Here is an 18618-nt window from a genome sequence, read left to right as displayed (position 1 = left end):
CTTCGTGGTGAAGTCGTATTTGCCTTCACGCTCTGTGCGCTGAAATAGTTAGACGGGCGCGACATGATTACGCTTCTGCTAAAACGTTTGTTTCACGGCATACTGGTTATTTGGGTCGTCGCCACACTGACGTTCGCCCTGTTGCGAGTCGCCCCAGGCGGCCCCTTCGATAGCGAACGCAAGTTGCCACCCGAAGTGATCGCCAATCTCGAGGCCAAATATCATCTCGACGAACCGGTGTGGCAGCAGTATTTGCGCTATCTATCGGGCATCGCCCAGGGCGATTTCGGCCCGTCGTATAAATATCTCGACCGCGGCGTCAGCGCGATCATCGCCGACACGTTACCGACCTCCGCCGTGCTTGGCGGTCTGGCGATTCTCTTCGCGCTGCTGATCGCCTTGCCCGCCGGCTTGCTCGCCGCTTACTTTCGCAACTCGGCCATCGATCGGCTGTGCATGTTTGTCGCCACGCTGGGTATCTCCTTGCCCAATTTTCTTTTGGGCGCGTTCTTGATCTGGCTCGTCGCGCTCAAATTGGGCTGGCTCCAAGTCGGCCGCTGGGACGACGGCTTGAGTGCGATATTGCCGATGATCACATTAGGCGCCGCGCCGGCCGCTTATCTCGCCGCATTGCTGCGCTCGACTTTGATCGAAACCCTCGGCGAAGATTTCGTTCGCACCGCCCGCGCTAAAGGGCTGAAAGAATCGGTCGTGCTAGGCAAACATGCGCTCTGCCACTCGCTGATTCCCGTTCTCACCGTCATGGGACCGCTTGCCGCCGCGCTGCTCACCGGCTCGTTCGTTGTCGAGTATGTTTTCGCCATTCCCGGCATGGGGCGATTTTTCATCACCGCCGTCACCGATCGCGACTATCCACTGATCATGGGTGTCACGTTGGTCTACACGGCGCTGCTCGTCTGTACCAATCTGCTGGTCGACTTGCTCTACGGCTACGTCGATCCGCGCATTCGGGTGCAATAAACAATCCCATGGGCGACGCACACTTCAATCGACTCAATCCGATCCTGGCGCTGTGCGCTGTCTATCTCGCGCTAGTTTTTATCATCGCCGTGCTGGCGCCGTGGATTTCGCCCTACGCCGCCGGCGGCCTGGAAGAGCAGCGGCTCTTGGAGAATCCCAGCTCGGCTCATTGGATGGGCACTGACGGCCTCGGTCGCGATTTATTGACGCGGGTGTTCTACGGCGCAAGAGTGTCGATCACCGTCGGCCTCGGCACCTCACTGCTGGCATTGGTGATCGGCACAGCCTACGGTTTGGTCGCCGGCTTCAAAGGCGGCGTTTGGGATCAATTCATGATGCGCATCGTCGATATTTTTTACGGCCTACCCGACATGTTAATTTTTATCCTGCTCTCCCTCGTCTTCGGCCGGAACATCGGTGGACTGCTATTCGCCCTCGCCTTGGTTTCCTGGGTGCGCTTCGCGCGCATCGCCCGTGGGCAAGTGCTGCAGGTGAGAGAGTTTCTCTTCGTCGAAAGCGCCACCGCCCTCGGTGCATCGCGGGCGCGACTGCTCTTGTGTCACATTCTGCCCAACATCGTCGGACCGATCATCGTCACGTTGACTTTCAGCATTCCCGCCGCAATCCTCGCCGAATCGACGCTTAGCTTCATCGGCATCGGCATCAACGATCCGTACAGCAATTGGGGCACCAGCTGGGGCACGCTCGCGCAAGACGGTTATCGCGCTATGCGCAGCCACCCGCATGTCATCGCCTTTCCCGCCGCGGCAATCTTTTTAACGATTCTCGCCTTCAACACATTGGGAAATGGCTTGCGCGATTTGCTCGACCCAAAACAAAAATAATCATGGAGCGGCAAACAATGATTTTGTCGCCAATCGCCTTCGAATGTTTGACTTAGCGGGTCATTCCCGTTATTTAATCAAGGTTCCAGTTACACAAGCGAGCCGTTAGCTCAGGTGGTAGAGCATCTGCCTTTTAAGCAGAGGGTCGCTGGTTCGAATCCAGCACGGCTCACCATACGTCCCCGTCGTCTAGCTCGGCCCAGGACACCGGCCTTTCACGCCGATAACACGGGTTCAAATCCCGTCGGGGACGCCAAAGAATTCAAAAAATTAGCACCGCCACTCGAAAAGGTCTCGCCCAAGGTTCCAATGGCCGACTCGCAACAACGAAGGAAAACTCCTTTCGTCGGTGAGCGACTTCGATCAAAGTGTAAACCGCCGCTCCCTGGGCGAGCCAAAGACCGATCACCTGTTTCAAAGTTTTCGGATCGACAAACCTCATGATCGACTCCCTAGCTCGTGGCACAATTTTTTAGATAGCAAGGTTAGGCCCGATTACCAGACGTCCTCGGCTCGCTAATCGCTGTGACTAGGCCGAGTGTTTTTTTCTCTTGCCAGCGGAATCAAAAGCAAGCTGACAGCACCAAGCGGACGCGCTCAAGAGTAACGTCGGTGCACGCTTCGCTAACCCAACCTACTAAACTTGCAATGCGAACGCGAAGGCGAATTATTTCGCGGGCTGAGTAGCTGGCGGCGGCGCGGGCTTGGTCTCGCCCCCGACTTTGAAGCCGCGCTTGCGCAGTTCGAGCACGATGCGTTGGGCGGCGGGATTGCCGGCGGCGGCGAGTTTGGCGGTGTCGGCGGTGATGCCGTCGATTTGGCTTTTGAATTTGGTCGCTTCTTGGAGGGCGGCTTCTTGGCTAGCTTTGAGATCGTTTAGATGCACGCGGTCGCGCACTAGCTGGACGGTTTGAAACACCATCCAGGCGCACCAGGAAAACACCACGAGCGTGAGCGCGGTGTTGCCGTTGGCCGGCGCAGCGATTTCGCTCGACGTTTCTTCTTCGTCGTCTTCCAAGTTCGCTTCGCTCATTTGCCCTTCACCGCCGCCTCCGCGGGATTTTGCTGCGTGACCGTCACCGTGATGCCGTATTTGGCGAGCACTTTTTTGATCTCGGCGTCGTCGGTGCGCACCGCCAGGTTGGCCATGGCGCCGATGATCTCGCGCGCCGGTCCCTGCATTTGCAGGCTTTGCATGATCACCTGTTGGCGTTGTGCCACGCTCTGCTGCAGCGACTGATTGCCGACCAACAAAAACATGTTGACGAAGACCAGAATCAAGGTCAGAAAGCCAAACAAATTTAAACCGCGCTGGCTGATCATAATCCCTACCTTGCAATTGAGACGGGCGCTACTTGGTCGCCTTAGTCACGGGCGTTGCTGGCATGGGTGGGGCGCTTTCCGGGGCGAAGCCGACGCCCTGCTTTTGCAATCCGTCCATGATCATTCTCGCGCCGGCGTGGCCTTGGCCGGCGAGCTCGCTGGTTTTGGTCACCAGCAGTTTGAATTGGCTTTGAATTTTCTGGGCTTCTTGCAGCGCCACGTCCTGATTGGCCTTCATCATTCCCATATTAGCGCGCTCGCTAAACAACGACAGCGACTGAAACGCAAAATAGAGAAACAACGCGATCAGCGTCAGCAAGAACGGCAGATTCGACGCCGGTTTTGCGCTCACTACGCCGGCGGCAACCTTGCTATCCAAGCTCAATTCACTATCGTCAGACATAACATCTCATTTCTTGGCCGGCGCCGGCGCGGCCCCGCCCTCGGCGCCCGATAAATTGATGCCGCCGGCGGCGAGCACTTTTTTCAAACCTTCATCGTTGGTCTTGAGCGCCAGGTTGGCGAGCACGCTGATCAGTTGGCGGTTGAGGTTCTCCAGTTGAATGGTTTGAGCGATCACCTGCTGGCGTTCGCCCACTTCGCTTTGGATCGACTGGTTGCCCAAAGAGATGAAGATGTTGACCAGCACAAGGAACAGAATCAATGACGAGAGAATCGTTAAACTCCATTTAAGCGTTTTGCTCATCGTTTACCGTCCATCGTTTCGCAATGATAGAATTTTCGAGAGTCGTCAGCGACCGCCGTCTAGCGAATCAGATTGCCAAGCCGCTCCCAACGCACCCAGCGGTCCGTGCCGTCCCAAGACCAATAAATGAAAAACGCCTTGCCGCGCACCGCGTTCAAATCGACGTAACCCCAAAAGCGGCTGTCGTAGCTGCGGTCGCGGTTATCGCCCATGACGAAGATATGGTGATCCGGCACTGTCTTGGGACCGTAGTCGTCGCCGCTGCCGGCGCCGCCGGCGGCGGGATCGTAGCCCGCGAAATGGGCGTGGGAATCATCCACGGGTTTGCCATTGATGAAGACCTTTTTGGCGCGCACTTCGACGCTGTCGCCGGCGACGCCGACCACCCGTTTGATAAAATCCTTGGAATCGTCTTCGGGGAAAATAAACACCACCACGTCGCCCCGGGCCGGCTTGGAGTAGTCGAGCAAATATTTTTCGAGAAACGGAATGCGCACACCGTAAGAGAGTTTGTTGACCAGTATATGATCGCCGATCTGCAACGTCGGGATCATCGAACCGGAGGGAATCTTAAAAGCCTGAACGATGAACGTTCGGATGAACAGCGCTAAAATTAGCGCCATCATGATCGCTTCCGCGTATTCGCGGAAAGTCGACTTCGTCTTAACCGTTGTCACACTGTCCATCGCACTCGTGTCTTTCACTTTATTCGCCTTTTCCGCCGCCAATGGCAAGCCTTGAACTAAACTTTAAGCGCCGCTAAGAACGCTTCCTGGGGAATTTCCACTTTGCCCACTTGCTTCATGCGCTTCTTGCCTTCCTTCTGGCGCTCCAACAACTTGCGCTTGCGGCTGATGTCGCCGCCATAGCATTTGGCAATAACGTCTTTGCGCAGCGGCTTGACCGTCTCCCGGGAAACGATGCGGCTGCCGATGGCGGCTTGGATCACCACTTCGAACATCTGGCGCGGGATCAGCTCGTGCATCTTATGCACCAGCTCGCGGCCCCGGTAATAGGCGTTTTCACGGTGCACGATCATCGACATGGCATCGACGACATCGCCGTTGATGCGCACGTCGAGCTTGATCAGATCCGCTTTCCGATAGCCCGCCAACTCATAATCCATCGACGCGTAGCCGCGGCTGGCGGATTTGAGCCGATCGTAAAAGTTGACTACCACTTCGTTTAGCGGCAGCTCATAGACTAGCATCGCCCGCTTGGGGCCGAGGTATTTGATTTCTTTTTGGATGCCGCGTTTTTCCTGACAAATCGTCAATACCGCGCCGAGATATTCTTGAGGCACGTGCAAGGTCGCTTGAATCACCGGTTCTTCGATCCGTTCGATCTCGCCTTCGTTGGGGAGCTTCACCGGATTGTCGATCATCACGGTCTCGCCGGTAACCGTCACCACGCGGTAAATAACCGTCGCCGCGGTCGTGATGAGAGTTAAATTGAATTCCCGCTCCAAGCGCTCGCGCACGATGTCCATATGCAGCAAACCCAAAAAGCCGCAGCGAAAACCGAAGCCCAGCGCCAAGGATGTCTCGGGCTCGAAGGTGAAGGACGAATCGTTGAGGCGCAGTTTTTCCAAGGCTTCTCGCAGCGACTGGTACTGCGCCGAATCGGTCGGATATAGACCGCTGAAAACCATTGGCTTCATCGGCTTGAAGCCTTCCAACGCCTCGCTCGCCGGCCGCTCATCGGTGGTAATCGTGTCGCCGATGCGGGTCTCGGCGACTTCTTTGATGCCCGCCATGATAAAGCCGACCTCGCCGGCGCGCAGCGCCGCAACTTCAGTGGGCACCGGAGCATTGACGCCAAGGCGCAGCACTTCGAACACGCTGCCGCTCGACATCATGCGAATCTTGGTGCCCTTTTCAATGGTGCCGTCGAATAGCCGGAGCATCACCACCGCGCCATGATAGGGGTCGAACCAGCAATCGATAATCAGCGCCCGCAGCGGCGCCGCCGGATCGCCGGTAGGCGGCGGAAAGTGATGGAGGATACCTTCGAGAATCTCTTCGGTACCGATGCCTTCTTTCGCGCTGCACGGAATCGCATAGGATGCGTCGATGCCGATGACTTCTTCGATCTCGGCGCGCACCCGCTCGGGTTCGGCGCTCGGCAGATCGATCTTGTTGATGACCGGAAGAATTTCTAAATTGTGATCCAACGCCATATGCACGTTGGCGACAGTCTGCGCTTCGACACCCTGGGCAGCATCGACGACCAGCAGCGCCCCTTCGCAAGCCGCCAAGCTGCGCGACACTTCGTAGGTGAAATCGACATGGCCCGGCGTGTCGATCAAGTTTAGTTTGTACTCTTTGCCGTCCTTGGCTTTGTAACGTAAACAAACCGGGCTAGCTTTGATGGTGATGCCGCGCTCCCGTTCGAGATCCATGCTGTCGAGAATCTGGTCGGTCTTATCGCGCTGGCTCACCGCGCCGGTGAACTCAAGCAGGCGGTCGGCCAAGGTCGACTTGCCATGATCGATATGGGCGATGATCGAAAAGTTGCGAATGTGGTCCAAAGTCATCGGGTGAGCGTCTCGCGATAGTGATCCGCCGTGCGTTTTAGGCCGTCGGCTAAAGCCACCTGCGGCCGCCAACGCAACACCGCGCCGGCATGCCGGTTGTCCAAACAACTACGACGCTGCTCGCCCGGCTTCGCCGGACCGTGTTGCGCTTGCGTCGCGCTCCCCACCGCGAGGCGCAGATGCTCGTAAATCTGCACGACATCGGTTTCGACGCCGGTGCCGATATTGATCTGGCCGATGTAAGACGATTCCAACGCCGCGACGTTGGCCGCCACCACATCACCGACGTAAACATAATCCCGGGTCTGCTTGCCGTCGCCATTGATCAGCGGCGTCTTACCGGACAACAGCAAGGACAGAAAAATCGCCACGACGCCGGCTTCGCCCTTGGCCGACTGGCGCGGCCCGTAGACGTTGGCGTAGCGCAGCGCGATGTAAGGCAGACCGTAGGCTTGATGATAGTAGGAAAGATAAAGCTCGCCGGTCCGTTTGCTGACACCGTAGGGACTCGCCGGTTGAGTGACATGGCTTTCCGGCGCCGGAAAAACTTCCTGCTCGCCGTACACCGCGCCGCCGGACGACGCGAATATGACTTTTTTCACGCCGGCGTTTTTGCAGCCTTCGAGCAGATTGATAAAGCCGAGGATGTTGACCCGCGCGTCAAAAGTCGGATCGGCCACCGAATGGCGCACGTCCATCTGCGCCGCATGATGGCTCAGCGCATCCGGTTTGATCTGCTCAATCAATTTCGTAACTTTGCCATCGGCGATGTCGACGGTGTGCAGCGTCGCTTTGGGATTGAGATTGACCTTCTGCCCAGTCGAGAGATCGTCGAAGATATGCACTTCATGGCCGCATTCGATGAAGGCATCGGTGATATGCGAAGCGATAAAGCCGGCGCCGCCGGTAACGACAATTTTCATGTTGGCTACTTCGTTAATTTTGAGCGAAAGTATTCGATGGTTTTCACCAGTCCGGTTTCCAGCGTGATTTTGGGCTCCCAGCCGAGCAGCGCTTTGGCTTTGGAAATGTCAGGTTGGCGGACTTGAGGATCATCTTCAGGCAATGGCTTAAAGATGATCGTACTCTTGGAGCCGGTCATTTCGATGATCTTCTTGGCGAACTCCAACACCGTCATCTCCGCCGGGTTGCCGATGTTGATCGGCAAATGGTAATCCGCGAGCAGTAATTTATTGAGCCCGGCGACCAGATCGTCGACGTATTGAAAACTGCGCGTCTGCTGTCCCTCGCCGTAAACCGTCAGTGGCTCGTTTTTTAACGCCTGCATGATGAAGTTCGGCACCACCCGGCCGTCGCGCAAACGCATGCGCGGCCCGTAGGTGTTGAAGATGCGCACGATGCGAGTTTTCAATCCATGATAACGATGATAGGCCATGGTCATCGCTTCGGCGAAACGTTTGGCCTCGTCATAGACGCCGCGCGGGCCGATGGGGTTGACGTTGCCCCAGTAATCTTCGGTCTGCGGCCGCATCAACGGATCACCGTAAACTTCCGAAGTGGAAGCCAGCAAAAACACCGAGTCTTTGGTTTTCGCCAGACCGAGAGTGTTGTGCGTGCCCAAGGCGCCGACCTTGAGGGTCGGGATCGGCAGCTCCAAATAATCCACCGGACTCGCCGGCGAGGCGAAGTGCAAAATAAAGTCGAGGGGCTCGGGCACTTCGATGTAGCGGCTGACGTTGTGATCGATAAAGCGGAAACGGGGATTTTTCAAAAACGGCTCGATGTTGGGTTTGGCGCCGGTGGAGTAGTTGTCCATGCACAAAACGTCGTGACCCTGGTTGAGAAAACTCTCGCAGAGATGCGAACCGATGAAGCCGGCGCCGCCGGTAATCAAGTATCTAGCCATGCTTCCGTCCAATCGAGATGTACTCAAAACCGTATTTGCGCAAATCCATCGGTTCGTAAATATTACGGCCGTCGAAAATCACCGGCTGCTTGAGCAGCGACTTTATCCGGGGAAAATCGGGCCGGCGAAATTCGTTCCATTCAGTAAGAATCAGTAGAGCAGACGCGCCATCGAGCGCATCGTAATTTCGTTGCGCGTAACGTATGCGCTCGCCAAAATATTTTCTCGCCTCGCCCATCGCTTCCGGGTCGAAAGCTTGCACTTGGGCGCCGGCAGCGAGCAGCGCCTCAATGACGGTAATCGCCGGCGCCTCGCGCATATCATCGGTACGGGGTTTGAAAGCCAATCCCCAAACGGCAAAGACATGACCGGAAAGATCGGCGCTGAAACGGCGCGTCACCTTTTGCACCAACAAACTCTTTTGCCGTTGGTTCACCTCTTCAACCGCTTTGAGTAGCAACATCTCGGTATCGTCGCCGCCCATGCCGATCATCGCGCGCACATCTTTAGGAAAACACGAGCCGCCGTAGCCGGCACCGGGAAAAATAAAATGCGGTCCGATACGGCGGTCCAAACTCATCGCCCGGCGTACCGCGCCGATGTCGGCATCTTGGCGCTCGCAAAGCCTGGCAACCTCGTTGATAAAAGAAATCTTCGTCGCCAGCATGGCGTTGGCGGCATACTTGCTCATCTCGGCGCTGCGGCAGTCCATGGTCAAGATCGGGTTGCCGGTGCGCACGAACGGTTCGTAGAGTTCCTTCACGGCTTCGATCGCTTCGGGGTTATCGCCGCCGAGTACGACGCGGTCGGGTTTCATGAAATCTTCCACTGCGGCGCCCTCTTTTAGGAACTCCGGATTGGAAATCACCGCGAAGCTGTGCTTGGTTTCTTCCGCCATCCAAAGCTTGATTTGATCGGCGGTACCCACCGGCACGGTGCTCTTGGTGACGATGATTTTGAACTGGTCCATCGCCTTAGCGATACTCTTAGCTGTGGCCCGGACATATTGTAAATTGGCGTTGCCGTCCGGCCCTTGCGGCGTGCCTACGGCGATAAAAATTATCTCGGAACCGTTTACCGCAGCGGCTAATTCTGTAGTAAAGGTCAGACGTTGTTCGGCGGAGTTTCGACGGACCATATCTTCCAAGCCCGGTTCGTGAATCGGTACCTTGCCCTGTTTGAGCATGGCGATCTTGCTCTCATCGATATCGACGCAGACCACGTCGTTACCGCTCTCGGCGAAACAACTGCCCGCAACTAACCCGACATATCCGGTACCCACCACCGCTAACTTCATAGCGTTTTGCCGCCTCCCAATATTTCGTTGATGACGTAAACCGGCCGGTCCTGGGACTCATGATAGGTGCGCGCCAACATCTCGCCGAGCAGCCCCATGGTGATAAATTGTATGCCGATGAAGATCAGCAAGATCGCCAGTAACAACAGCGGACGGCCGCCGATGTCGAGGTCGTAAATAAATTTCTGCACAGTAAGATAGAGGCCGAAGCCAAAACCAACCAAGGCGCTGAGCAAACCGATGGGTCCAAAGATATGCGCCGGCCGGGTCGAATAGCTGGAGAGAAATTTCACCGTCAGGAGATCGAGAATCACTCTCAACGTGCGGGTGATCCCGTACTTGGACTTGCCGCGCAGCCGCGGCCGATGGTTGACCTTGAGCTCGGCGATCTGCGCGCCACGGTCATAGGCGATGGCCGGAATGAAACGGTGCATCTCACCGTACAGGCGCAGACCCTTGGCAAGATCTTTGCGCATCGCCTTGAGCGTACAGCCGTAATCGTGCAGTTTTACGTGGGTAGTCCAAGAAATTAAATAATTGGCGATCATCGACGGCAGCCGGCGGTTGAGAAAAGAATCTTGACGATTGTAGCGCCAGCCGGCAACCATGTCGTTGCCTTCTTCGAGTTTATTCAAGAGCGGGCCAATGTCCGCCGGATCGTTCTGCGCGTCGCCGTCCATCAAAACTACGACTTCACCTTCGGCATGGGCTAAGCCGGCGGCGATTGCCGCGGTCTGGCCGAAGTTGCGTTTGAGCCGAACGACTTTCAAGTGGCCCGATGCAGCGCAAAGCCGGCACAACACGGCGAAGGTGGCGTCCCGGCTGCCATCGTCAACGGCGACGATCTCGTAGCTTTTTCCCATGGGAGCCAGTGCGGTGTCGATTTCACGAACTAACGGTTCGATGTTTTCTTCCTCATTGAAAACCGGAATGACGATCGAGAGATCCATGAATCAGGAATGAAAATCGGTGAGCTGGACGAACCGTTGATAGCGTTCTTCGATTTCCGGCAAAGACACTCCACTCAAGCGCTTGACGCCGAAGTCCTCCACCGTAAACGAGGCCACCACCGAACCGTAAACGATGGCGCGGCGCAATCCGCCTTCGCTCATGTCGCCGTTGCGGGCGAGATGGCCCATCAGTCCGCCGGCGAAGGAATCGCCGGCGCCGGTGGGATCGAATACTTCTTCAAGGGGATAAGCCGGCGTGGCGAACACCGAGGAGTCGGAAAATTGCAGCACGCCATACTCGCCGCGTTTGATCAGCACCATCTTCGGCCCCATGCGCAGAATCGCCCGCGCCGCTTTAACGATGTTATTGTAGCCGCTCAACAAGCGCGCTTCGGAATCGTTGATCACCAGCATCTCGATGCGCTTGAGCACTTTCTTGAGCTCTTCCTGGCTTTCGCGAATCCAATGATCCATGGTGTCGCACACCACCAGCTTCAAACGGCGGATCTGATTGAGCACTTCCATCTGCATCAGCGGATCAATGTTGCCGAGAAAGACGTATTCGGCGTCGCGATAGCTTTCCGGCAGCTCCGGTTTGAACCCGGCCAAGACGTTCAAATGAAGTTCAATGGTATCGCGCTGATTGATGTCTTCATGATAGCGGCCGCGCCAATGAAACGTATCCCCTGCCTCGCGCTTGATGCCGGCGATGTCGATATTGCGTTCGGTAAACAGATCGAGATAATCTTGCGGAAAATCCTTGCCGATGACGCCGACCACCCGCACCGGCGCGAAATAACTCGCGCCCAAGGCGAAATAAGAAGCCGAACCGCCGAGAATCCGCTCCGCCGAACCGGAGGGTGTTTCAATCGAATCGAAGGCCACCGTACCCACTACCAATACGCTCATAAATATTTTCCGCTGATCGGCCGCAGGGCGGTCCGGACTTTCTTTGGGATTGATGCTTTATCGGTAATAATAGCATCCTTTAACGCCGAGGCACAGGCGCAGTTGCGAGAATCTGTCAAAGACGCCGCGGCCCGGCCGATGGTCATTTGCGCCAGGGCGACGTTTTGCTGGAGAACCGCCAACACCTGCTCGATTTCGACATCGCCGGCCTGTTGATTCCAGCAATCGTAATCGGTGGCCAGCGCCAAGGTCGCGAAACAGATCTCCGCTTCGCGCGCCAGCTTGGCTTCTTGGAGATTGGTCATGCCAATCACATGGGCGCCCCAGCTGCGGTACAAATGAGACTCGGCGCGGGTGGAGAACTGCGGCCCTTCGATGCACAGATAGGTGCCGCCGCGATGCACCTTGGCGCCTTCGGCGCTCGCCGCATCGGCTAGAGTTCGCGTCAGATCGGGGCAAAAGGGATCGGCGAAACTGACGTGAGCGACGACGCCGTTGCCAAAAAACGTGCTCGGCCGTTGGTTGGTGCGATCGATGAATTGATCCGGCACGACCAGATGGCCCGGCGCGATCTCTTCACGCAAACTGCCCACCGCGCTCACCGAGATCAAGCGCGTCACGCCCAATTTTTTCATGGCGAAAATATTCGCCCGATAGTTTACTTCCGTCGGCATTAAGCGATGGCCGCGGCCGTGGCGCGGTAAAAATGCCAACTCGACGCCGCCCAAGCGGCCGCGCGTGATTTTGTCCGAAGGTTTACCGAAGGGGGTGGTCACGCTGACTTGACGCAGCCCGGCGAGTCCCGCCATCTGATAGAGACCGGTGCCGCCGATCACGCCGATGATAGAGCTTACTTTCGCCATCGCCTAATTCACCGTGGCCGCCGCAGGCGCGCCGAACTTCGCCTGTTCGCCTTGTAGTTGGCCGCAGGCGGCTTGGATATCGTCGCCGCGCGGCCGGCGGATGTTGATCTGCATGCCGGCATCGTTCAAGACCGCTTGAAAGCGCGCGATCTCTTCGGCGCTCGGCCGCTGATAATGACTCTCGGGATGGGGATTGAACGGGATCACGTTTACTTTACAGGAAATGCCTTTCAAAAGTTTGACTAGATTGCGTGCATCTTGAACTGAATCGTTGACGCCGCGCAGCAAAACATATTCGAAGGTAATCCGCTTGCGCCGCGGCAACGGCAAATTGCGGCAGCAATCGACCAATTGCTTGAGCGGATATTTGCGGTTGACCGGCATCAACTCACCGCGCAGTTCATCGGTAGCGGCATGAAGGGAGATCGCCAGATTGACGCGGGTCTCCGCCATCAACTTTTCAATTTGCGGCACCAAGCCGACGGTGGACAGTGTCACCCGGCGCGGCGAAATCCCCATACCCCAATCGACGTCGGTGATCATTTCTATCGCTCGCAGAGTATTGGCGTAATTGGCGAGCGGCTCGCCCATGCCCATCAAGACGATGTGGGTAATGCGCCGATCGCCGCTGAGCGAACGACCGGCTTCGAGAACTTGATCGCCGATTTCACTGGCGCTCAGGTTGCGCTGCAAGCCGAGCACCGCGGTGGCGCAAAAGGCGCAGCCAAAGCCGCAGCCGGCTTGGCTCGAAATGCACAGCGTCAAACGATGACTTTCCGGGATCAGCACGCTTTCGATGCTCGTCCCGTCGGCGAGGCCAAACAGGAATTTGATCGTGCCGTCGCGGGCGTCGGCACGATGCAAAATCGTCGGCCGGCTGATGCAATACTCGCGATCTAACTCTTCCCGCAACCCCTGCGAGAGATTGGTCATCTCGCTAAAGGTCAAGGCATGTTTTTGAAACAGCCACTGGCGAATCTGCTTGGCCCGATAGGCGGGATGCTTGCCCACGAGGAGAAACTGGGCGAGTTCATGGGCCGGCAAATCTTTGATATTCGGTTTCACGGCGCCAGCGTCGGCGAGAACTTTCGCTCAGAACAATTCATCAGGCTTGAAATAAAAAGCGATCTCCGCGGCGGCGGTTTCCGGCGCATCGGAACCATGCACGGCATTTTTTTCGATGTCTTGACCGAAATCCTTGCGCACCGTACCCGCTGCCGCCTTGGCGGGATCGGTGGCGCCCATCGCTTCGCGATTCTTGGCGATGGCGTTTTCGCCCTCGAGCACCGAAACGAAGATCGGCCCTGACGACATGTAATCGCACAAGCCCTGAAAAAACGGCCGCGCCTTGTGCACGGCATAAAAAGCTTGGGCCCGCTCCGGCGTCAGGCGAATCAATTTGCCGGCGGCGATTCTTAGCCCGGCCGCTTCGAATTTACTGAGAATCGGGCCAATGAGATTTCGCGCCACGGCATCCGGTTTAACGATCGATAAGGTTTTCTCAATAGCCATATTATTTTCCTAACGCCTCCTGCATAGTGCGGCCGATGGTCGCCGGCGAACTTGCCATGCGAATCCCGGCCTGTGTCATCGCTGCGATTTTTTCTTTTGCCGTGCCCTTGCCGCCGGAGATGATCGCGCCGGCGTGGCCCATTCTTTTTCCCGGCGGCGCGGTCTGCCCGGCGATGAATCCGGCCACCGGCTTCTTCATGTTCGCCTTGATCCAATCGGCGGCTTCCTCTTCGGCGCTGCCGCCGATCTCGCCGATCATCACCACTGCCTCGGTTTCGGGATCGTCGTTAAATAATTTAAGCACGTCGAGGAACTCGAATCCATGCACCGGATCGCCGCCGATGCCGACGCAGGTCGATTGACCCAAACCCAAGCGAGTCAATTGATCGACCGCTTCATAGGTGAGCGTACCGCTACGCGAGACCACGCCGATGGTTCCCGGCTTGTGAATGCGGCCGGGCATAATGCCGATCTTGCACTGTCCCGGCGTGATGGTGCCAGGACAATTGGGGCCAAGCAACTGCGAGTTGCGCCCGGCGAGGTAGCGTTTCACCTTGACCATATCTCGCACCGGGACGCCTTCGGTGATGCAAATGATCAATGGAATATTCGCATCCGCCGCTTCGAGAATCGCATCGGCGGCAAACGGCGGCGGCACGTAGATCACCGTCGCATTGGCGCCGGTCTCTTTGACCGCGCGCTCGACGGTATCGAAGACCGGAATCCCTTCGTAAGCCGAGCCGCCCTTGCCCGGCGTTACCCCGGCAACCATCTGGGTACCGTACTCTTTGCACGCCTTGGTGTGAAACCGGCCCGTGTCTCCGGTTATGCCCTGGGTCAGCACACGAGTCGATTTGTTAACTAGAATTGACATGAAGTGATTTCAGCTCTTCGCTCGCTTGCCCCTGACCCTTTATCCCTTGCCGCCCTTGACCACCTTGACGATCTTCTCCGCCGCTTCCGCCATGGTCTCCGCGGAAATGATCGTCAGGCCGGATTCGGTGAGAATCTTTCTACCCTGCTCGACATTGGTGCCCTGCATGCGCACCACCAAGGGCACGGTGATTTTCAACTCACGCGCCGCATCAACGACGCCTTGGGCAAGCACGTCGCAGCGCATGATGCCGCCGAAAATATTGATTAGCACGCCGCGCACGCGAGGATCGGCGAGCAATATTTTAAACGCCTGGGCGACTTTTTTCTTGTCGGCGCCGCCGCCGACGTCGAGAAAATTGGCCGGCTCGCCACCGTAAACTTTGATGATATCCATGGTCGCCATCGCCAAGCCGGCGCCGTTGACCATGCAGGCGATGTTACCGTCGAGTGAAATGTAAGACAGATCGTACTTGCTCGCTTCGACTTCGCGCGGGTCTTCTTCATCGAGATCGCGCAATGCGACAATCTCTTTCTGGCGAAAGAACGCGTTGCTGTCGAAGTTCATCTTGGCGTCGAGGGCCATCACTTGACCGTCTGCGGTAATAATCAGCGGATTGATTTCCGCCAACGACGCGTCGCACTCCTCGAAGGCACGATAGAGTCCCTGCATAACGCCGACGAATTTACCGGTCAAAGCGGCGGGAATGCCAAGCGCTAGGGCGACGCGCCGGCACTGAAAGCCGGCCAAGCCGATCACCGGGTCGATGATTTCGCGTAAAATCTTTTCCGGCTGTTTGTCGGCGACCTGTTCGATCTCGACGCCGCCTTCGCTGGAACAAATTACTGTCACCCGCGACTGAGCGCGGTCGAGGGCCATCGCGAGATAGAGTTCGCGCTCGATCTTCAAACCTTGCTCGACCAACACCCGGCGCACCTGGCGCCCTTCGGGTCCAGTTTGATGGGTTATCAAGTTTTTGCCGAGCATGTCGCGGGCGCTCTCGGCCGCTTCCTCCGCGTTCTTCACGACTTTGACGCCACCGCCTTTGCCGCGGCCACCGGCGTGAAGCTGCGCCTTGACGACGCAAACGCCGCCGCCAAGCTCCTTCGCCGCCGCTTTGGCAGCCTCCGGCGTCGACGCGACGATACCGCGCGGAACCAAAACACCGAAGCGTTTAAGGATTTCCTTGGCCTGAAATTCGTGGATGTTCATTGGGGAGATAGAGACAGAGATTTGAGACAGAGACTTGGCGGAGCTTCTGTCTCTGTCTCTATCTCTGTCTGTTATTACGCTACGCCCAGCACGCGGTTCATCGCTTGGACGATATCTTTGACGTGATCGAGGGAAACGCTGAAAGCTTTTTTATCGGCGTCGCTCAAATTGACTTCGATGACCTTTTCCACGCCGCCAGCGCCGATCTGCACCGGCACGCAGAAATAATAACCGCTGACACCATACTCGCCTTCGAGCAATGCAGCGCAGGGAAGAATTTCTTTTTTGTCGAAGAGAAACGCTTCGGTCATCTGGATCGCCGCCGAAGCGGGTGAGAAATAAGCCGAGCCAGTTTTGAGTAAAGCGACCACTTCACCACCGGCGTTGCGCACCCGCGCTTCGATTTCGTCCAAGCGCGCCGATGCAATCAATTTTTCCACCGGCACGCCGCCGATTAAACAAGTGCTACGCACCGGAACCATGTCGTCGCCATGGCCGCCGAGCACCATCGCCTGCACGCTCTTCACCGAGACATTGAGTTCTTTGGCGATGAACGAACGGTAGCGCGCCGAATCGAGAATTCCCGATTGGCCGACCACGCGATTCTTGGGGAATCCCAGAGCGCGCTGCATCAGCGTCACCATCGCATCCAACGGATTGGTGATGACGATGACCAATGAATTGGGCGCATGCTTTTTAATACCATCGGCCACCGACGAGAGTATCTTGGAGTTGGTGCCCAGCAAGTCGTCGCGGCTCATGCCCGGTTTGCGGGCGATACCGGCGGTTACGATACAGACATCGGCGCCGGCGATGTCTTCGTACTTATTGGTGCCGAGCACGTTGCCGTCGAAACCTTCCACCGGTCCGGCGTGGGACAAGTCGAGGGCTTTGCCTTGGGGCAAGCCGTCGACCACGTCAAAAAGCACCACGTCGCCCAAACCTTTGAGCAAGGCCAAGTGGGCCATCGAGCCGCCGATGTTGCCGGCGCCGATTAAAGCGATTTTTTTCCTAGCCATTTCTTTTCCTATAATAAAGATTAAAGCAAAAGTTAAAAATTGGCGATGATCGCATCGCCAAAACCTGAACAGCTGACCAACTTAGAACCCGGCATCAAGCGCTCGAAATCGTAGGTTACTGTCTGGGCTTTGACCGCTCCTTCGATCCCCTTGATGATCAAGTCCGCCGCTTCGTTCCAGCCCATGTAGCGGAACATCATCTCGCCGGAAAGAATTACCGAGCCCGGATTTACCTTGTCGAGATCGGCGTACTTCGGCGCCGTGCCGTGGGTCGCTTCGAATACCGCATGACCGGTGTCGTAATTGATATTCGCGCCAGGCGCGATGCCGATACCGCCGACCTGCGCGGCCAAGGCGTCGGAGATATAATCGCCGTTCAAGTTCATGGTGGCGATGACGTCATAGTCTTTCGGGCGGATCAAGACGAACTGCAAGGTGACGTCGGCGATGGAGTCCTTGAGCATGAGCTTGCTCTTCCATTTGCCGTCGCCGTGGGTCGGCCAAAGTTTCAAGGCCTCTTCGACTTCTTTCTTAATATCGCCCTGCTGCGACGGCGACATCATGTCGAAACCAGGGTCAATCGCCTTGGCGTTGTCCTCATTACTGATGTTCGGTTTGGCTTCCTTGTTCCCTAAGATCCAAGATTCCCGTTCGGTGACGATGTCGTTACGAAATTCTCGCTTACCGAGGGCGTAGCCCCATTCGGCAAAGGCGCCCTCGGTGTATTTCATGATGTTGCCCTTGTGCACGAAGTTGACGTTCTTACGCTTGTTCTTGAGCGACCACTGAATCGCCGCCCGCACCAAGCGCTCGGTGCCTTCGACTGAAACCGGTTTGATGCCGATGCCGGCCGAGTCGGGGAAACGAATCTTGGCGTAGTCTTGGGGAAAATTTTCTTTGAGCAGGGATTTGAACTTGGCGTTGGCTTCGCTGCGATTGGGAAATTCGATACCGGTATAAATATCTTCGGTGTTCTCGCGGAAGACCACCATGTCGACATGCTCGGGATGCTTCACCGGCGAAGGCACGCCAGTGAAATATTGAATCGGCCGTTGACAGACGTACAAGTCCAAAAGCTTTCGTAAAGCGACGTTAAGCGAGGTCATACCTCCACCAATGGGGGTGGTCAGCGGCCCTTTGATGCCGACGAAAAACTCGACGAAGGCCGGCACGGTTTCTTCGTGCAACCAGCTGCCATACTGCTTGAAGGACTTCTCGCCGGCATAGACTTCCATCCAATGGATTTTCTTCTTGCCGCCGTAGGCTTTTTGCACCGCGGCGTCGAAGACTCGCACCGCGGCGCGCCAGATATCGCGGCCCGTGCCGTCGCCTTCGATGAAGGGAATGATCGGGTTGTCGGGAACGTTCAGCTTCCTGTTCGGCCCCATAGTGATCCTGGCGCCGTCCTTCGGCACCTTTACAAATTTATATTCAGCCATGATCTCCTCACGCGCAAAAATAGCCTAAGGGTGTCTTTCGATGTGCGCGACTCCTTAGGCTATTTTTGGGAAATGTATTTTGAACTGCCCGAAACTAACTGATTACCTACTGCGAGTCAAGGTACTTAACTACTCGGTGTTGTAGCAAAGTGATTATGTCAGGGGTTAACGGCAACGTAATTATGTCAGGGTGGAAGGATGACAACCCTGACAATGAAAGACGAGAAACGACTAGACATAATTCAACGAGTATATCGCAGCGAGATCACCGTGGTTGAGGCCGCA

Annotated in this window: 20 protein-coding genes and 2 tRNA genes; 4 read left to right on the top strand and 18 right to left on the bottom strand. The window is 56.6% G+C overall.

What is annotated here, in order from left to right:
* The first annotated feature begins 63 nt into the window (after positions 1-63).
* The 4 genes from EXR70_13130 to EXR70_13115 all read left to right on the top strand — a co-directional run bounded on the left by EXR70_13130 (position 64) and on the right by EXR70_13115 (position 2082).
* Complete coding sequence (locus EXR70_13130) at positions 64-981, top strand: ABC transporter permease (protein ID MSP39424.1); 918 nt, start codon at positions 64-66, stop codon at positions 979-981.
* An 8-nt stretch (positions 982-989) separates the two neighbouring features.
* The gene (locus EXR70_13125; protein MSP39423.1) at positions 990-1826 is read left to right on the top strand and encodes an ABC transporter permease; all 837 of its coding nucleotides are present in this window, start codon (positions 990-992) and stop codon (positions 1824-1826) included.
* A gap of 99 nt (positions 1827-1925) precedes the next feature.
* Positions 1926-2001 (top strand) — tRNA-Lys (locus EXR70_13120).
* A gap of 3 nt (positions 2002-2004) precedes the next feature.
* A tRNA-Glu gene (locus tag EXR70_13115) sits at positions 2005-2082 on the top strand.
* A 411-nt stretch (positions 2083-2493) separates the two neighbouring features.
* Here the strand turns inward: EXR70_13115 and EXR70_13110 are convergent.
* From EXR70_13110 to EXR70_13025, 18 genes are all read right to left on the bottom strand, one after another.
* Positions 2494-2859 (bottom strand): hypothetical protein, encoded by a 366-nt coding sequence (locus tag EXR70_13110; protein ID MSP39422.1) that lies wholly within the window; start codon positions 2857-2859, stop codon positions 2494-2496.
* Positions 2856-3149, bottom strand: coding sequence for a hypothetical protein (locus EXR70_13105; GenBank protein MSP39421.1), 294 nt, complete (start codon positions 3147-3149; stop codon positions 2856-2858). Before EXR70_13105 ends, EXR70_13110 begins: the two co-directional genes overlap by 4 nt.
* 28 nt (positions 3150-3177) lie before the next feature.
* Positions 3178-3552 carry a hypothetical protein gene (locus EXR70_13100; protein MSP39420.1) on the bottom strand — a complete coding sequence of 125 codons (375 nt, stop codon included), beginning with the start codon at positions 3550-3552 and terminating at the stop codon, positions 3178-3180.
* A gap of 6 nt (positions 3553-3558) precedes the next feature.
* Entirely contained in the window at positions 3559-3855 is a 297-nt protein-coding gene (locus tag EXR70_13095) for a hypothetical protein (protein ID MSP39419.1), read from the bottom strand.
* A gap of 59 nt (positions 3856-3914) precedes the next feature.
* A complete protein-coding gene (gene lepB, locus EXR70_13090; GenBank protein ID MSP39418.1) occupies positions 3915-4541 on the bottom strand; it encodes a signal peptidase I in 627 nt (208 codons plus the stop codon).
* Between the two features lie 56 nt (positions 4542-4597).
* The gene (locus EXR70_13085; GenBank protein MSP39417.1) at positions 4598-6391 is read right to left on the bottom strand and encodes an elongation factor 4; all 1794 of its coding nucleotides are present in this window, start codon (positions 6389-6391) and stop codon (positions 4598-4600) included.
* On the bottom strand, positions 6388-7314 hold the full coding sequence (locus EXR70_13080; protein MSP39416.1) for an NAD-dependent epimerase/dehydratase family protein: 927 nt from the start codon (positions 7312-7314) through the stop codon (positions 6388-6390). The genes EXR70_13085 and EXR70_13080 overlap by 4 nt, the downstream gene beginning before the upstream one ends.
* A gap of 5 nt (positions 7315-7319) precedes the next feature.
* Positions 7320-8258: an SDR family oxidoreductase gene (locus tag EXR70_13075; protein MSP39415.1), complete on the bottom strand. Its 939-nt coding sequence runs from the start codon at positions 8256-8258 to the stop codon at positions 7320-7322.
* On the bottom strand, positions 8251-9555 hold the full coding sequence (locus EXR70_13070) for a UDP-glucose/GDP-mannose dehydrogenase family protein (GenBank protein MSP39414.1): 1305 nt from the start codon (positions 9553-9555) through the stop codon (positions 8251-8253). Before EXR70_13070 ends, EXR70_13075 begins: the two co-directional genes overlap by 8 nt.
* The gene (locus tag EXR70_13065; GenBank protein ID MSP39413.1) at positions 9552-10505 is read right to left on the bottom strand and encodes a glycosyltransferase; all 954 of its coding nucleotides are present in this window, start codon (positions 10503-10505) and stop codon (positions 9552-9554) included. Before EXR70_13065 ends, EXR70_13070 begins: the two co-directional genes overlap by 4 nt.
* A gap of 3 nt (positions 10506-10508) precedes the next feature.
* Positions 10509-11414 (bottom strand): sugar kinase, encoded by a 906-nt coding sequence (locus tag EXR70_13060; GenBank protein ID MSP39412.1) that lies wholly within the window; start codon positions 11412-11414, stop codon positions 10509-10511.
* Positions 11411-12277, bottom strand: a complete 867-nt coding sequence (gene mtnP / locus EXR70_13055; GenBank protein MSP39411.1) for an S-methyl-5'-thioadenosine phosphorylase — start codon at positions 12275-12277, stop codon at positions 11411-11413. Before mtnP ends, EXR70_13060 begins: the two co-directional genes overlap by 4 nt.
* Positions 12278-12280: 3 nt before the next feature.
* Complete coding sequence (rlmN, locus tag EXR70_13050) at positions 12281-13342, bottom strand: 23S rRNA (adenine(2503)-C(2))-methyltransferase RlmN (GenBank protein ID MSP39410.1); 1062 nt, start codon at positions 13340-13342, stop codon at positions 12281-12283.
* Positions 13343-13369: 27 nt separating this feature from the next.
* Positions 13370-13789 (bottom strand): nucleoside-diphosphate kinase, encoded by a 420-nt coding sequence (locus tag EXR70_13045; GenBank protein MSP39409.1) that lies wholly within the window; start codon positions 13787-13789, stop codon positions 13370-13372.
* A 1-nt stretch (position 13790) separates the two neighbouring features.
* Positions 13791-14663 (bottom strand): succinate--CoA ligase subunit alpha, encoded by an 873-nt coding sequence (gene sucD, locus EXR70_13040; protein ID MSP39408.1) that lies wholly within the window; start codon positions 14661-14663, stop codon positions 13791-13793.
* Between the two features lie 39 nt (positions 14664-14702).
* Positions 14703-15875: an ADP-forming succinate--CoA ligase subunit beta gene (locus EXR70_13035; GenBank protein MSP39407.1), complete on the bottom strand. Its 1173-nt coding sequence runs from the start codon at positions 15873-15875 to the stop codon at positions 14703-14705.
* A gap of 74 nt (positions 15876-15949) precedes the next feature.
* A complete protein-coding gene (mdh, locus tag EXR70_13030) occupies positions 15950-16894 on the bottom strand; it encodes a malate dehydrogenase (protein MSP39406.1) in 945 nt (314 codons plus the stop codon).
* 32 nt (positions 16895-16926) lie between these two features.
* Positions 16927-18333: an NADP-dependent isocitrate dehydrogenase gene (locus EXR70_13025; protein MSP39405.1), complete on the bottom strand. Its 1407-nt coding sequence runs from the start codon at positions 18331-18333 to the stop codon at positions 16927-16929.
* Positions 18334-18618 lie beyond the last annotated feature (285 nt).

This window comes from Deltaproteobacteria bacterium, from assembly GCA_009692615.1.
Lineage (GTDB): Bacteria > Desulfobacterota > Binatia > UBA9968 > UBA9968 > DP-20.
The sequence above is the reverse complement of the archived record's forward strand: the minus strand, read 5'-3'. Positions and strand labels throughout refer to the sequence as shown.